Below are 15,328 nucleotides of genomic sequence, written 5' to 3' on the forward strand. Positions count from 1 at the left end.
CTGCTCGGCGACTCGGCAACTCCCCGCCCCCGACCGGGCAGCGACGACGCGCGGGCCGTCGATCAGCAGACGATCCGCACCGGAAGCTCGGCCAGCACCTCGCGCAGGCTCGCGGCGAACCGGTCGTACTCGGCGCTGCGGGCCGAGCCCGGGCGGGTGGCGAGCCCGATCCGACGCCCCGGCGCGGGGGCGGCGAACCGGACGGCCGCCAGCCGGTCGGTGCGGCCCGCCTCGACGTCCAGCGCGGTGGCGGGCAGCAGCGTGACCCCGAGCCCGCCGGCCACCAGCTGCACCAGGGTGGAGAGGCCGGCCGCCCGGGTGGTGGAGCCGGGGGGGTACCCCCGCCCGGAGGCCTGGGCGGGGTCGGCGCCGACCTCGCGGCAGATGTCGAGGGCCTGGTCGCGCAGGCAGTGGCCCTCCTCCAGCAGCAGCACGTCCAGGTCGAGCAGCACGTCGCGCGGGGCGTCGATCCGGCCCGCCAGCGGGTGGCCGGGCGGCGTCACCAGGACGAAGTCCTCGTCGTACAGCGGGATGTCCCGGGTCGGCGCGCTGCCGCCGGCCGGCAGCGCGAGCAGCAGGACGTCCAGCCGGCCGGCGGCCAGCCCGTCCAGCAGCGACGGCGTCCGCTCCTCGTGGACGTGCAGCTCCAGCTCCGGGTAGCGGTCGCGGACCAGTCGCAGCACGGTCGGCAGCAGGTACGGCGCCACGGTCGGGATGACCCCGAGGTGCAGCGGGCCGGTGAACGGGCGGCGGGCCGCCTCGACCTCCTCGGTCAGCGCCTGCAGCGCCGCGAGCACCCGGTGCGCGTGCTCGACCACCCGCTCCCCCAGGGGAGTCACGATCACCTTCCGCGTCGTACGCTCGATCAGCTGGGCGCCGAGCGCCTCCTCCAAGGCGGCGACCGCGCCCGACAGCGCCGGCTGGCTGGTTCCGGTCGCGGCCGCGGCCTCCCGGAAGTGCCGGTGCTCGGCGACCGCGGCGAAGGCCCGCAGCTGGGCGACGGTCGGCGTCCGGGGGCCGCGGGATGTGGCACTCGCCACAGCGCCGTCGGGTTTGCGGGCGCCCGCCTTGCGCCCCTTGGGGCTGGCCTGGGAAGTCGGGGTATTGATAGCTCTCTCCGATCAGACACATCGAGTGTAGCTATTTCCCTGATCAGTCCACGATGTGGAATCGTGGAGACCGTTCCGCAATCCGGACAAACTCCCCTCATCTCACTTCAGGAGAAGCGAACGTGCTCACGATCGGTGACAAGTTCCCCGAGTTCGAACTCAACGCCTGCGTCGACCTGGACGCCGCGAACGCCTTCGCCGAGATCAACCACAAGTCCTACGAGGGCAAGTGGAAGATCGTCTTCTTCTGGCCGATGGACTTCACCTTCGTCTGCCCGACCGAGATCGCCGCGTTCGGCAAGCTGAACGAGGAGTTCGCCGACCGCGACGCCCAGATCCTCGGCGTCTCCGGCGACTCGGAGTTCGTGCACCACGCCTGGCGCAAGGACCACAAGGACCTGCGCGACCTGCCGTTCCCGATGCTGGCCGACGTCAAGCACGACCTGATGCGCGCCTGTGGCGTCGAGGCCGCCGACGGCACCGCCCAGCGCGCGGTGTTCATCGTCGACCCGAACAACGAGATCCAGTTCGTCATGGTGACCGCCGGCTCCGTCGGCCGTAACCCCAAGGAGGTCCTGCGCGTGCTGGACGCCCTGCAGACCGACGAGCTGTGCCCGTGCAACTGGAACAAGGGCGACGACACGCTCGACGCCCAGGCCCTGCTGGCGGGCTGACCACCATGGCCCTCGACGACCTGAAGTCCGCCCTGCCGGACTACGCCAAGGACCTCAAGCTCAACCTGAGCGCGGTCATCGGCAACTCCGACCTCCCCGCCCAGCAGCTCTGGGGCACCGTGCTCTCCTGCGCGATGGCCACCCGTAGCGCCGAGGTGCTGCGCCGGCTGGAGCCCGAGGCCAAGGCCAACCTCTCCCCGGAGGCGTACAACGCCGCCAAGGGCGCGGCCGCGATCATGGGGATGAACAACGTCTACTACCGGACCACGCACCTGCTCTCCGACAAGGAGTACAGCAGCATGCGGGCCGGTCTGCGGATGAACATCATCGGCACCCCGGGCGTCGAGAAGGCCGACTTCGAGCTCTGGTGCTTCGCGGTCTCCGCCATCAACGGCTGCGGCCAGTGCCTCGACTCCCATGAGGGCGTGCTCCGCAAGGCGGGCGTCGAGCGCGAGGTCATCCAGGCCTCGGTGAAGATCGCCGCGGTCCTCCAGGCCGTGGCCGGCGTCCTCGACGCCGAGGCCGCCCTGGCCACCGTCGACGCCTGACGCGCCCGGACGCACGACAGACACGAAGGCCCGCCGGACACCCGGCGGGCCTTCGCGCGTCGGCGCGCCCGGGCGTCGGCACGCCCGGCGGGCGCGCTCAGTCCACCGCGGGCCGGACCGCGGCGGGCAGGTCGGGAGCGGACGCAGCCGCGGCGGCGGCCGCGGCCGGCCGGTCCGCCGGGGCGGGGTGGGCGTGGCTGCGGGTGGCGGCGGCCTCGCGGGCCGCCTCCAGGGCGGTGAAGACGGCCTGGCCGGCCTCGTTGCGACGGCGGAGGTGGGTGACCACGGTGTTGGTGACCGCGATCAGCGGGACGGAGACGACGGCGCCGCCGATGCCCCCGATGATCGACCCGGCCGCCACCCCGAGGACCACGCCGAGCGGGTGGACGCGCACCGCCCGACCGAGGATCAGCGGCTGGAGCACGTGGCCCTCGATCTGCTGCACGGCGACCAGCACCACGAGCACCATCAGCGCGGTGAACGGCGTCGTGGTGACCAGCGCGATCAGCACCGCGACGGTCCCGGTGACGAGCGCACCGACCAGCGGGACGAAGGCCCCGAGGAAGATGATCACCGCGAGCGGCAACGCCATCGGCACCCCGAGCAGCTGGATCCCGACGCCGATGCAGACCGCGTCGATGAACGCCACGCAGACGGTGCCGCGGACGTAGGCGGTGAGCGTGGCCCACGCCTTCGGGCCGGCGCCGGCCATCGCGTACCGGGAGTGCCGGGGCAGGCCGCGCAGCGCCCAGTTCCAGATCCGCTCGCCGTCGTAGAGCAGGAAGAAGGTGGTGAAGAAGGCGAGCAGGACGGCGGTCAGCACCTCGACGGCGATCTGCGCGCCGGTGAGACCGGCCGAGGTGAGCTGCTCGGTGTTGGTGCTGATCGCCTTGGTGATCTGGTTGGCGAAGTCGGTGATCTGCTGCTGGGTCAGGTGCAGCGGGCCGGTGATCAGCCAGTCCCGCAGGGTGGCGACACCGTCCTGGACCTTGGTGGTGACCGTGTTCAGGTTGGTGGTCACCTGCCAGACCACGAACCAGCCGACCAGCCCGATCCCGGCCAGGCCGCTCATGAACACCCCGCCCGCAGCCAGCGAGCGCGGCACGCCGTGCCGGCGCAGCCAGGAGACGGTCGGCTCCAGGAGCGCCGAGATCAGCAGCGAGGCGAGGACCGCGAAGGCCACCAGCCGCAGCATGTCGACGATGTAGAAGACGACGTAGAGCGCGGCGCCGAGCAGCAGCAGCCGCCAGGTGGACTCGGCGGCCACCCGCAGCCCCCAGGGCACGGCCTCGGCCGGGGTGGCGGGCCGGCCGGGGTGGTACTCCCGGCCGAACGCGGCATGGCTCGCGGGCGCCGGGGCCGGCGCCGGGGCGACGGCGCGGGCCGCCTCCTCACGCGGCCCCGGCAGCGGCGCGGAGACGGGTGCCACCGGCAGCGGAGCCGGCACCGCCGCGGGCGGCGGCTCCACCGCGAGCGGGGGCTCGTAGGCCTCGGCCGCGATCGCGGCGCGCCGGCGCCGCTCGATCACCGCGGCCGCGCTCGCCACCACGGCCGCCCCCTTGGCCACGGTCTTGAAGGCCTTCCCGCCCCACGCCATCCTCGCTACCACCGCTCCCCGCTGGGCCCGCCGGGCCGGCGGGTACGCCGTGGGTCGCGCCACGGCCGTCAGGGATGAAACTACCCGCCCGGGGCACGGCGGGTCCGGCGGGCGGGTGGGTTGGCCGCGCCCCGGCCGGTGCGAGCGGCCCCGAGCCGTGCCCGGCGGCCGGGGAGCAACCGGGGCAAAACCACCCGGACCAGGGGGTTTCAGGCGCGTGACAACGGGGAGGAGTCGGACGAGAACACAGGCCAACTGTCGGCGGACCGGCCGGTGCAGGAAGCAACCAGGACCCCTTCCCGCGCCCCGCGTCCGCACCCAGGACCGCACCGCCCGTGGGCGCACTGGTCAGCGCAGCCCGGGCGGCGCGGCCCGCCCCTACGGGTACGCCGCAGCCCCCGACCCCGCTCAGGGCGGTCGGGGGCTGCGGCGGAAGTCCCTGGGACCGGTCTTCCTAGTACCAGTGGTGGGACTGCCAGAACGACCAGGCGCCACAGGGGCTGCCGTAGCGGCTGTTCATGTAGTTCAGGCCCCACTTGATCTGGGTGGCCGGGTTGGTGCGCCAGTCGGCGCCCGCCGAGGCCATCTTGGAGCCGGGGAGCGCCTGCACGAGACCGTAGGCGCCGGAGCTCTTGTTGGTGGCGGTGTAGTCCCAGCCGCTCTCGCGCTTCACGATCTGGCTGAAGCACTGGAACTGCGCGTCGTCGCCGACGATCTGCTGGGCGATCTCCTGGACCGAGCCGGGGCTGACCGACACCGGCGGGGCCGAGGTGTCGGTGGCGGCCATCGCCGAACGGGCCTTGGAGCGGTTGGCGGCGGCCTCGTCGGCCTTGCGCTTCTCCTCGGCCGCCTTGGCGGCCTTCTCCGCGTCGGCCTTGGCCTGCGCGTCGGCGGCGGCCTTCTGGCGCGCGGCCTCCTCGGCGGCCTTCTGCTCGGCCGCGGCCTTGGCGGCCGCCTCGGCGGCGGCCTGCTGGGCGGAGGCCTGCGTGCCGATGTTGTCGCTGATGGTCTGCGCCTGGGCGCCAGAGGGGACTTCGGCAAGCAGGGTCGCGCCGGCGACGTCGACCGTCTGCGTGGTCTTGCCCTCGCTGCCCGAGGCCATGCCCACGACGGCACCGACGGCGGTGACGGCGGTGGCGGAGGCCACAGCAACTCCCCGGACCGAGATCCGAGTCACATGGATTCCTTCCAGCATCGCCCACGCGTGACCGTGCGGACGCAACATGCCCCTTGGCGCTGCCCTCCGTACGGTGCTGGTCACGGGAGGTACTGACCCGGCGTCCGGCCGCGGTGGGCGACCGAGCGTTGAGATCGGGCGGCGTACGACTCATCGGTGTTCAATTGTGCGTCCACCCACCGGAGTTGGCGGACCGTCCGGACCGGGCCACCGGTTGCCCGGGGCCCTGTCATGCCGTACGCGGGGCCTGACAGAACCCTCACCATGCCGCACCGGGCACTGTCGACGCAATTCCCCGTTGCGTGGCGGATGTCACATTCACCGCACCGGGGTTCTCCGGACAGAAAGCACTCGATGTGATGAAACGGGCGGAGGCCCGCTCCGTCAGGAGCGGGCCCCACGCCCGTAATTGACCTTATTGTCCGACTATGCCCGGAACGCTCCGGTCACGGGTGGATGTCCTCCAGCATCTCGGTGACCAGCGCCGCGATCGGCGAACGCTCGGAGCGGGTGAGCGTGATGTGCGCGAAGAGCGGATGCCCCTTCAGCTTCTCCACCACCGCCACCACGCCGTCGTACCGGCCGACCCGGAGGTTGTCCCGCTGCGCCACGTCGTGGGTGAGCACCACCCGGGAGCCCTGACCGATCCGGGACAGCACCGTCAGCAGGACGTTCCGCTCCAGCGACTGCGCCTCGTCCACGATCACGAAGGCGTCGTGCAGGGAGCGCCCGCGGATGTGGGTCAGCGGCAGGACCTCCAGCATTCCCCGGGAGATGACCTCCTCGATCACGTCCGGGGTGGTGACGGCGGAGAGGGTGTCGAAGACCGCCTGCGCCCAGGGGCTCATCTTCTCCGTCTCGGAGCCCGGCAGATAGCCGAGCTCCTGGCCGCCGACCGCGTACAGCGGCCGGAAGACCATCACCTTGCGGTGCTGCCGCCGCTCCAGCACGGCCTCCAGACCTGCGCACAGGGCCAGCGCGGACTTCCCGGTGCCGGCCCGGCCGCCCATCGAGACGATGCCGACCTCCGGGTCGAGCAGCAGGTCCAGCGCGACCCGCTGCTCGGCACTGCGCCCGCGGAGCCCGAAGGCCTCGCGCTCCCCGCGCACCAGGCGGACCCGGCCGTCGCCGGTGACCCGGCCGAGTGCCCGGCCGCGCTCGGAGCTGAGCACCAGTCCGGTGTGGACGGGCAGCTCGGCAGCCCCCTCGACCGCCACCGTGGCGTCGTGGCCGGCCGCGAACAGCGCGTCCACGTCGTCCGCCGGGACGTGCAGTTCGGCCATGCCCGTCCAGCCCGAGGTGACCGCCAGCTCGGCCCGGTACTCCTCGGCGAGGAGCCCGACCGAGCTCGCCTTGATCCGCAGGGGGAGGTCCTTGGAGACGACGGTGACGTCGTACCCCTCGGCCTGCAGGTTCCGGGCGACCGCCAGGATCCGGGTGTCCGCCTCGCCGCCGCCGGCCCGGTAGCCGACCGGCAGTATCGACAGGTCCGAGTGGTTGAGCTCGACCCGGATCGTCCCGCCGAGCTCGCCGACGGGGATCGGCTCGTCGAGCCGGCCGAAGCGGATGCGGTAGTCGTCGAGGAGTCGCAGCGCCTGGCGGGCGAAGTAGCCCAGCTCCGGATGGTGCCGCTTGGCCTCCAGCTCGGTGACGACCACCACCGGAAGGACGACCTCGTGCTCCTCGAAGCGGGTCATGGCGAGGGGGTCCGCCAGGAGCACGCTGGTGTCGAGAACGTACGTGCGCCGGTCTGGTGTCCGGCGGCTCTTGGAACTGACCACTAGGCCTCCAGAGCGGATGACCCTGCGTCATCCGCGGCAAGCCGGCCCCCGCTGCCCCGGTGGCCTCGGGGCCGGTCTGACCGGAGTATTCCCAGGCGAGGGGCGGTGCATTCGCGTCCCCGGCGAACTGACGGATCATTGCCGGTGAACGTTTGGCCTCACGCCCCGCCCGGGTACTCCAGCCCTACTGGACGCAGATCGGCCCGCGGGCGCAGTGCGCCGCGGGGCCGGTGGGGCGGGAGGGGTCTCCCGGAGGGGGGTCTCCCGGTGGGGCGGAAGGAGCCTCAGAGACCCATCCGCCGGTTCCGCTGCTCGTACGCGCGCAGGGCGCGCAGGAAGTCGACCTTCCGGAAGGCCGGCCAGTACGCCTCGCAGAAGTAGAACTCGCTGTGCGCGCTCTGCCAGAGCAGGAAGCCCGAGAGCCGCTGCTCGCCCGAGGTGCGGATGACCAGGTCCGGATCGGGCTGGCCCTTGGTGTAGAGGTGCTCGGCGATGTGCTCGACGTCGAGGATCTCGGCCAGCTCCTCGATCGAGGTGCCGCGCCCGGCGTGCTCCTGGAGCAACGAGCGGACGGCGTCCGCGATCTCGTGCCGGCCGCCGTAGCCGACGGCGACGTTGACCGTGATCCCGTCGATCCCCGCGGTCTCCTCGGCGGCCCGCTTGAGCACGTCGGCGGTGTGCTGCGGCAGCAGGTCCAGCGCGCCGACCGGGTTGACCCGCCACCGGCGGGCGGCGGCCAGGCCGGTGACGGCGTCCTCGATGATCCCGAGCAACGGGACCAGCTCGTCCGCGGGCCGGGAGAGGTTGTCGGTGGAGAGCATCCACAGGGTGACGACCTTGACGTGCGTCTCGTCGCACCAGCCGAGGAACTCGCTGATCTTGTCGGCTCCGCGCTGGTGGCCGTAGGCGGTGGAGCCGCCGGTGGCCTTCGCCCAGCGGCGGTTCCCGTCGAGGATCACGCCGATGTGGTGCGGGGTGCGGGCGAGGTGCACCTCGACCCGGCGACCGTAGAGGCCGTACATACCGTCCAGCAGGGTGCGCAGCCCCGGCGTGCGTTCGACGACATCGCGCAGACCCATGGTTTTCGGCCCCTCCGTAACTCTTCACCGGGGTGCGTCACAACCCCGGGCGCAGCCTACTCCCGCCCGGACGAGCTGGGTAAAGCCGCAGGTAGCGGTCAGGTCACGGTCCTGTGCGGACTCTGTCGCGACCGGTGCGGCAGCCGTGGCCGGAAGACGTCCGTCGGGCGGCCGCCCCTCTCCACGGGGGAGACGGCTACGGAACGGTATCCGGTTCCTTAAGGAATCCGTAAGCCGACCGTTCCGTCCTTGACGGCCGGCAATGGTCTAGTCCAGCTTTTGACCGAGGCGGAAGAGCACCCGGACTCCCGCCCGCCAAGGCACCACTGCGGATGCATGCCCTCCCCCACACGCGGCCGCCGCGCCCCCCACCGCGGCGGCCGCTCCTTCCCCAGGAGCCCACCTCCATGGCCCGTACGCAGAACCAGCCCGCGCACCGGCGCCGGCGCAGCCCCCTGCCGGCCCTCGCCGCCGGCGCCACCGCTCTCGCCCTGGCCGGCAGCGGCCTGGCCCTCCTCGCCGGCGGCGCCACCGCCGCCGCCGGAAACCTGGTCACCAACGGCGGATTCGACGGCGGCTCGCTCGCCGGCTGGTCCTGCACCGGCGCCGCGACCACCGTCGCGGCCCCGGTCCACTCCGGGACCGGCGCGCTCCAGGCCACCCCGGGCGCCGGCGACACCGCCGAGTGCACCCAGACCGTCAGCGTGCTGCCCAACAGCAGCTACACGCTGAGCGCGTGGGTCCAGGGCCCGTACGTCTACCTCGGCGCGCGGGGCACCGGCGGCGCCGAGCCGAGCACCTGGTCGAACCAGAACACCTGGAACCAGCTCTCCTCGACCTTCACCACCGGCGCCAACACCACCAGCATCACGGTGTACCTGCACGGCTGGTACGGCCAGAGCGCCTACCTCGCCGACGACGTCGTGCTGAGCGGCCCCGGCGGCACCTCCACCCCGAGCCCCACCGCGACGCCGACCCCCACCCCGACCGCGACGGCCACCGCGACCGCCACGCCCACGCCCACCGCGACCCCGACCGCGACGCCCACCCGGACCGCCACCCCGACGCCCACGGCGACCGCCACCGGCACCACCCCGCCGGCCACCGGCCTGCCCAAGCACGTGGTCACCGGCTACTGGCACAACTTCGACAACGGCGCGACCGTCCAGAAGCTCGGCGACGTCCAGAGCGCCTACGACATCATCGCGGTCTCCTTCGCCGACGCGGTGCCCACCAGGACCGGCGCGATCAGCTTCACCCTGGACCCGGCGCTCTCCAAGGCCCTCGGCGGCTACACCGACGCACAGTTCCGCGCCGACGTGAAGGCCAAGCAGGCGGCCGGCAAGAAGGTCGTCCTGTCGATCGGCGGCCAGAACGGCGCGATCACCGTCGGCGACGCCACCGCGGCCGCCGCGTTCGTGGACAGCGCCTCCGCGATCATCAAGGACTACGGCTTCGACGGCATCGACGTCGACCTGGAGAACGGCGTCAACCCGACCCACCTCGGCAACGCGCTGCACGGCCTGCAGGCCAAGGTCGGCCCGGGCTTCGTCCTGACGATGGCCCCGGAGACCATCGGGATGTACAGCACCGCCGGCGCCTACTTCCAGCTCGCGCTGAACACCAAGGACATCCTGACCGTCGTCAACACCCAGTTCTACAACTCGGGCGGCATGAACGGCTGCGACGGCAAGGTCTACAACCAGGGCACCATCGACTTCATCACCTCCCAGGTCTGCACGCACATCCAGGGCGGCCTGCGGCCCGACCAGGTCGGCATCGGCGTCCCGGCCTCCAGCCGGGCGGCCGGTGGCGGCTACGTCTCGCCGAGCGTGGTGAACAACGCGCTGGACTGCCTGGCCACCGGCCGCAACTGCGGGAGCTTCGTCCCGCCGGCCAAGTGGCCGACCATCCGCGGCGCGATGACCTGGTCGACCAACTGGGACGCCAACAACGGGAACGCGTTCTCCGCCGCGGTCGGCCCGTTCGTCCACCAGATGCCGTAACTCCCCACGGTGCGCGGCTCCTTGAGGGTGGGGCCGGCGCACCCGCGGCGGGCCCGCCGTATCCCACCGGTACGGCGGGCCCGTTCGTGTCCCGGGGGGCCGGTCGCGCCCGGCCACCGCCGGCCCCCGGCGCTACTGCGCCAGCACCGCGGCGGTCGCGCCGAGCAGCAGGAAGGGGCCCATCGGCAGGTCGAGCCCGCGCACCGGCCGGCGGCGCAGCACGGCCGCGACGGCCAGCCCGACCGACCAGAGTCCGGCCAGCACCGCGGCCGCGAACAGCCCCCCGAACGCGGCCGACCAGCCGTAGCGGCCGAGCAGTGCGCCGAGGCCGAGCGCCAGCACGGTGTCCCCGGGGCCCATCAGCCCGAACCAGGCGGGCAGTTCGAACAGCGCGGCGGCGGTGAGGGCCACCAGCAGGCAGCGCAGCAGGACGCCGGGGCTGCCGCCGGCCAGCTCCAGGACCACCAGCAGCAGCGCCAGCCCCGCCGCCAGCGTCCAGCTCAGCGCGTACGGCAGCCGGCGCACCCGGGCGTCGGTGAAGCCGAGCACCACGCCCGGCCCGGCCGCCCAGAGCAGCAGGACCGCGTCGGCCGGGTGCGCCGCCGAGAGCGCGGCCGCCACCGCCAGAGCGGTCACCGCCTCGACCTGCCCGGCGCCCGGGCCCAGCCGCTCCCGGCAGCCCGGGCAACGGCCGGTCGGCGGCAGCCCGCGGAGCTCCCGGTCACAGGCCGGGCAGCGGGTGCGCCACGGCTCGCCCTCGGGCACGGCGTACCGCACCACCAGCCCGCGCAGGGCCGGTGCCACCAGCACTCCGGCCAGCACCGCCCCGAGTACGGCGACGATCACAGCACCCCTCCCGCCACCTTCGGGCCGCCCGCGAGGGAACCGGCCCGCTGTCGTCCTCGTCCGAGCGTTGGGGCAGTCCGATCGATCTCGTAGGTTCGGCGCGCGCGGTTGCGTGCGCCGGGCGGAATCGGCCGGACCGGACCCGGACGGCGCCCGGCGACCCGGGTGCCGCACCGACCACATCATCCACGGGGAACCCATCTTGACGAAGACCCAGACGGTCCTGCGCGCCGCTGTCCCGGCCGCGGCGCTGGCCATGCTGCTGACGGCCTGCGGGCCGGAGAACGACACACCGGCCGCCCCGGGGGCGGCGGGCGCCGGGGACGCGACCGCCCCCGCCCCCGCCACCGCCCCGGCCACCACGGAGCCCCCGGCGGCCGGCGGCTCGGCGGGCACGGGCGGCACGGGCAGCACGGGCGCGGCCGCCGGCGGCACCGGCGGCGCGGGCGCGGGCACCGCCCCCTCGGCCACCACCAGCGGCAACCCGATCGGCGGTGCGAGCGGCGGCAGCGGCAAGGTCGGTTTCGGCAACCCGCTGGCGCTCACCGCCACCGGCAGCTACCAGGGCAAGACCAAGGCCGACGTCACACCGGTCTCGGTGGTCAAGGGCACCGCGGCCGAGATCGCGCCGTTCCACTTCAAGCCCGCCGACCTGGAGGGCCGGACGCCGTACTACGTCACGGTGTCGTTCACCAACCGCACCGGCGCCCCGCTGACCGACGAGTACTTCATGATGCGGTTCAAGGTGAACACGGACGCCAGGGCGACGGGCATCCTCCCGGCCCCGACGATCATGAAGTCGATCCCGCAGTGCGACGCGGGCAAGAAGCCCGGCACCCTGGCGGACGGCCAGAGCCAGCAGCAGTGTGCTGTCTATCTCGTTCCGACCGCCACCCCGCCGCAGTTCCTCTCCTTCGGCAGCGTTCTGGACACCGAGCCGCTGGTCTGGAAGGTCGGCTGACGGCCCCGCCTGCCGATCGAAGGCAGGCTTTCGGGGCGGTCCGACGCGCGCCCCGGTGCGCGCGCGGAACCGCCCCGGTCTGCCCCTAAAGTAGGCAGGCATGCAGGTCATCCAGTCCAGCAAGCTCGCCAACGTCTGCTACGACATCCGCGGCCCGGTGCTCGACGAGGCGATGCGGCTGGAGGAGCAGGGCCACCGCATCCTGAAGCTCAACACCGGCAACCCCGCCGTGTTCGGCTTCGAGGCGCCGCCGGAGATCCTCCAGGACGTCCTGCGCAATCTCGCGTCCGCGCACGGCTACGGAGACTCCAAGGGCCTGCTCTCCGCCCGCCGCGCCGTGGTGATGCACTACGAGGAGCGCGGGCTGCACGGGCTCACCGTCGAGGACGTCTTCCTCGGCAACGGCGTCTCCGAGCTGATCCAGCTGGCCATGACGGCGCTGCTGGACGACGGCGACGAGGTGCTCGTCCCCGCGCCGGACTACCCGCTTTGGACCGCCTCCGTCTCGCTGGCCGGCGGCACCGCCGTGCACTACCGCTGCGACGAGCAGTCGGAGTGGTACCCGGACCTCGCCGACATCGAGGCCAAGGTCACCGACCGGACCAGGGCGCTCGTGGTGATCAACCCGAACAACCCGACCGGCGCGGTCTACCCGCGCGAGGTCCTGGAGGGGCTGGTCGAGATCGCCCGCCGGCACAAGCTGGTGGTCTACGCGGACGAGATCTACGACAAGATCCTCTACGACGACGCCGAGCACGTCCCGCTGGCCACCCTGGCGCCCGACCTCTTCTGCGTCACCTTCAACGGCCTCTCCAAGGCCTACCGGGTCGCGGGCTTCCGCTCCGGCTGGATGGTGCTCTCCGGCGACCGGAACCGGGCCCGCAGCTACATCGAGGGCCTGACCGTGCTCGCCTCGATGCGCCTGTGCGCCAACATGCCGGCCCAGCACGCAGTGGCCGCGGCGCTCGGCGGCCGGCAGTCCATCCGGGACCTGGTGCTGCCCGGCGGTCGGCTGCTGGAGTCCCGGGACGCCGCCTACCGGCTGCTCAACGAGATCCCGGGCGTGAGCTGCGTGAAGCCCAAGGGCGCGCTCTACGCCTTCCCCCGGCTGGACCCGAAGGTCTACAAGATCAAGGACGACGCCCAGATGGTGCTCGACCTGCTGCGGGCCGAGCGGATCCTGCTGGTCCAGGGCACCGGGTTCAACTGGCCCGAGCCGGACCACTTCCGGCTGGTCACCCTGCCCCGGGCCGAGGAGATCACCGACGCCGTGACCCGGATCGGCGCCTTCCTCGGCGGCTACACCCAGCCCTGACGGCGGGCGGACGTACGAGACGCGGAGGCCACCGGAACCGTCCGGAGGCCTCCCCGGGAACTTCCGGGAGCTCCCGCGGACTTCCGCGGACTTCCGCGGACTTCCGCGGACTTCCGCGGACTTCCGCGGATTCCCGCGGATTCCCGCGAACGACTACGGCCGGAGCCCCGGTCGCCGGACGATCTCCTTGGTCGGGGAAAGATCGTCCAGCAGGGCTCCGGCCGTCCTGTCACCCGGTCGGCGCGCGATTCGTGCCACGCGCCGACCGTTCGCCGGCTGAGGCTCAGGCTCAGCCGAGGCGGGCGACGAGGTTTCGGTACTCGTCCCACAGCTCGGTCGGCGTGTGGTCGCCGAAGAGCTCCAGGTGGGCGGGGACGAGTGCGGCTTCCTGGCGCCAGATGTCGGCGTCCACGGTGAAGAGCAGCTCACGGTCGGCCTCGGAGAGCTCCAGGCCGTCCAGGTCGAAGCCGTCGACGGACGGCAGCACGCCGATCGGGGTCTCGACGCCCTTGCCGTGGCCCTCCAGCCGCTCGACGATCCACTTCAGCACGCGGCTGTTCTCGCCGTAGCCGGGCCAGACGAACTTGCCCTCGGCGTTCTTGCGGAACCAGTTCACGTAGTAGATCTTCGGCAGCTTGCCGGGGTCCGCCTGGGCGCCGATCTTCAGCCAGTGGGCGAAGTAGTCGCCCATGTTGTAGCCGCAGAAGGGGAGCATCGCGAACGGGTCGCGACGCAGCTCGCCGACGGTGCCCTCGGCGGCGGCGGTCTTCTCGGAGGCGATGTTCGCGCCCAGGAAGACGCCGTGCTGCCAGTCGAAGGACTCCGTCACCAGCGGGACGGCGGTGGCACGGCGGCCGCCGAACAGGATGGCCGAGATCGGCACACCCGCCTGGTCCTCCCACTCGGGGGCGATGGTCGGGCACTGCGCCGCCGGGACGGCGAAGCGGGCGTTCGGGTGGGCGGCCGGGGTGCCGGACTCCGGGGTCCAGTCGTTGCCGCGCCAGTCGGTGAGGTGGGCCGGCGGCTCGTCGGTGAGGCCCTCCCACCAGACATCGCCGTCGTCGGTGAGGGCGACGTTGGTGAAGACCGTGTTGCCCCAGAGGGTGTCGATGGCGTTGGCGTTGGTGTCCACGCCGGTGCCGGGGGCGACGCCGAAGAAGCCGGCCTCGGGGTTGATGGCGTACAGGCGGCCGTCGGCGCCGAAGCGCATCCAGGCGATGTCGTCGCCGATCGTCTCGACCTTCCAGCCCGGGATGGTCGGCTGGAGCATGGCCAGGTTGGTCTTGCCGCAGGCCGACGGGAAGGCGGCCGCGACGTACTTGGCCTCGCCGGACGGCGGGGTGAGCTTCAGGATGAGCATGTGCTCGGCCAGCCAGCCCTCGTCCCGGGCCATCGTCGAGGCGATGCGCAGCGCGTAGCACTTCTTGCCGAGCAGGGCATTGCCGCCGTAGCCCGAGCCGAAGGACCAGATCTCCCGGGTCTCCGGGAAGTGCGAGATGTACTTGGTGCTGTTGCACGGCCACGGCACGTCCGCCTGACCCTCGCCGAGCGGGGCGCCGACGGTGTGCACGGCCTTGACGAAGTCGCCGTCCTCGCCGAGCTGGTCCAGCACGGCCCGGCCCATGCGGGTCATCACGCGCATCGACACGGCGACGTAGGCGGAGTCGGTGATCTCGACGCCGTACGCGGCCAGCGGGGAGCCCACCGGGCCCATCGAGAAGGGCACCACGTACATGGTGCGTCCCTTCATCGCGCCGCGGAACAGGCCCTTCTCGCCCTGGAAGATCTCCCGCATCTCGGCGGGGGCCTTCCAGTTGTTGGTCGGGCCGGCGTCCTTCTCCTGCTCGGAGCAGATGTACGTGCGGTCCTCCACGCGCGCCACGTCCGTGGGGTCCGAGGCGGCGTAGTAGGAGTTGGGGCGCTTCTCCTCGTTCAGCTTCTTGAAGGTGCCCTGAGCCACCAGCAGGTCCGCGAGGCGCTGGTACTCCTCCTCGGACCCGTCGCACCACTCGATGCGGTCGGGCTGGGTGAGCTCCGCGATCTCGCTCACCCAGGCAAGCAGACGCTTGTGGCGGGTGGGCGCGAGGTTCTCGTTCGACACGATCGCTCCTTCACGCCATCTCGGCGAGGAGACGGCGTAGCGGGGGTTTGAGGGTGCTTGCAGCGTAGCTCCGGCCTCCAGCCCCGAATACGGCGCATCGGTGAAATTGACGCATCTTTTACTACAGGCTGTCT

Annotated in this window: 12 protein-coding genes; 5 read left to right on the plus strand and 7 right to left on the minus strand. The window is 72.5% G+C overall.

Annotated features, from left to right (window positions below; translation table 11 throughout):
* Positions 1–62: 62 nt before the first annotated feature.
* A complete protein-coding gene (locus MCM47_RS35095) occupies positions 63–1,040 on the minus strand; it encodes a LysR substrate-binding domain-containing protein (RefSeq protein ID WP_238951062.1) in 978 nt (325 codons plus the stop codon).
* Positions 1,041–1,231: 191 nt separating this feature from the next.
* Here MCM47_RS35095 and MCM47_RS35100 point away from each other — a divergent pair, with 191 nt between their 5' ends.
* Complete coding sequence (locus tag MCM47_RS35100) at positions 1,232–1,783, plus strand: peroxiredoxin (RefSeq protein WP_238951063.1); 552 nt, start codon at positions 1,232–1,234, stop codon at positions 1,781–1,783.
* A 5-nt stretch (positions 1,784–1,788) separates the two neighbouring features.
* Complete coding sequence (locus MCM47_RS35105; protein WP_238951064.1) at positions 1,789–2,331, plus strand: alkyl hydroperoxide reductase; 543 nt, start codon at positions 1,789–1,791, stop codon at positions 2,329–2,331.
* A gap of 97 nt (positions 2,332–2,428) precedes the next feature.
* Here the strand turns inward: MCM47_RS35105 and MCM47_RS35110 are convergent, their stop codons facing one another.
* The 4 genes from MCM47_RS35110 to MCM47_RS35125 all read right to left on the minus strand — a co-directional run bounded on the left by MCM47_RS35110 (position 2,429) and on the right by MCM47_RS35125 (position 7,965).
* Positions 2,429–3,928 carry an AI-2E family transporter gene (locus tag MCM47_RS35110; protein ID WP_238951065.1) on the minus strand — a complete coding sequence of 500 codons (1,500 nt, stop codon included), beginning with the start codon at positions 3,926–3,928 and terminating at the stop codon, positions 2,429–2,431.
* Positions 3,929–4,382: 454 nt separating this feature from the next.
* Positions 4,383–5,105 carry a transglycosylase SLT domain-containing protein gene (locus tag MCM47_RS35115; RefSeq protein WP_238951066.1) on the minus strand — a complete coding sequence of 241 codons (723 nt, stop codon included), beginning with the start codon at positions 5,103–5,105 and terminating at the stop codon, positions 4,383–4,385.
* Positions 5,106–5,551: 446 nt separating this feature from the next.
* Positions 5,552–6,886, minus strand: a complete 1,335-nt coding sequence (locus MCM47_RS35120; protein ID WP_238951067.1) for a PhoH family protein — start codon at positions 6,884–6,886, stop codon at positions 5,552–5,554.
* A 284-nt stretch (positions 6,887–7,170) separates the two neighbouring features.
* A complete protein-coding gene (locus MCM47_RS35125; RefSeq protein WP_238951068.1) occupies positions 7,171–7,965 on the minus strand; it encodes an isoprenyl transferase in 795 nt (264 codons plus the stop codon).
* Between the two features lie 407 nt (positions 7,966–8,372).
* Between MCM47_RS35125 and MCM47_RS35130 the strand changes: the two genes are divergently transcribed.
* Complete coding sequence (locus tag MCM47_RS35130) at positions 8,373–9,971, plus strand: chitinase (protein ID WP_238951069.1); 1,599 nt, start codon at positions 8,373–8,375, stop codon at positions 9,969–9,971.
* Positions 9,972–10,103: 132 nt separating this feature from the next.
* On the opposite strand, the gene MCM47_RS35135 is transcribed toward MCM47_RS35130, so the two are convergent.
* Complete coding sequence (locus tag MCM47_RS35135; protein ID WP_238951070.1) at positions 10,104–10,817, minus strand: prepilin peptidase; 714 nt, start codon at positions 10,815–10,817, stop codon at positions 10,104–10,106.
* A 202-nt stretch (positions 10,818–11,019) separates the two neighbouring features.
* Between MCM47_RS35135 and MCM47_RS35140 the strand changes: the two genes are divergently transcribed.
* Positions 11,020–11,778, plus strand: a complete 759-nt coding sequence (locus MCM47_RS35140) for a hypothetical protein (RefSeq protein WP_238951071.1) — start codon at positions 11,020–11,022, stop codon at positions 11,776–11,778.
* Between the two features lie 100 nt (positions 11,779–11,878).
* Positions 11,879–13,093 (plus strand): pyridoxal phosphate-dependent aminotransferase, encoded by a 1,215-nt coding sequence (locus MCM47_RS35145; RefSeq protein WP_238951072.1) that lies wholly within the window; start codon positions 11,879–11,881, stop codon positions 13,091–13,093.
* Positions 13,094–13,382: 289 nt separating this feature from the next.
* Here MCM47_RS35145 and MCM47_RS35150 read toward each other — a convergent pair whose 3' ends face one another.
* A complete protein-coding gene (locus MCM47_RS35150) occupies positions 13,383–15,194 on the minus strand; it encodes a phosphoenolpyruvate carboxykinase (GTP) (RefSeq protein WP_238951073.1) in 1,812 nt (603 codons plus the stop codon).
* Between the last annotated feature and the right edge of the window lie 134 nt (positions 15,195–15,328).

This window comes from Kitasatospora sp. A2-31 (assembly GCF_022288725.1).
Lineage (GTDB): Bacteria > Actinomycetota > Actinomycetes > Streptomycetales > Streptomycetaceae > Kitasatospora.

What these genes read in the sequence shown, in the direction of transcription:
- MCM47_RS35125 (WP_238951068.1), bottom strand. Translation starts at nt 7,965, where the DNA reads ATGGGTCTGCGCGATGTCGTCGAACGCACGCCGGGGCTGCGCACCCTG.
- MCM47_RS35105 (WP_238951064.1), top strand. Translation starts at nt 1,789, where the DNA reads ATGGCCCTCGACGACCTGAAGTCCGCCCTGCCGGACTACGCCAAGGAC.
- MCM47_RS35145 (WP_238951072.1), top strand. Translation starts at nt 11,879, where the DNA reads ATGCAGGTCATCCAGTCCAGCAAGCTCGCCAACGTCTGCTACGACATC.
- MCM47_RS35130 (WP_238951069.1), top strand. Translation starts at nt 8,373, where the DNA reads ATGGCCCGTACGCAGAACCAGCCCGCGCACCGGCGCCGGCGCAGCCCC.
- MCM47_RS35110 (WP_238951065.1), bottom strand. Translation starts at nt 3,928, where the DNA reads ATGGCGTGGGGCGGGAAGGCCTTCAAGACCGTGGCCAAGGGGGCGGCC.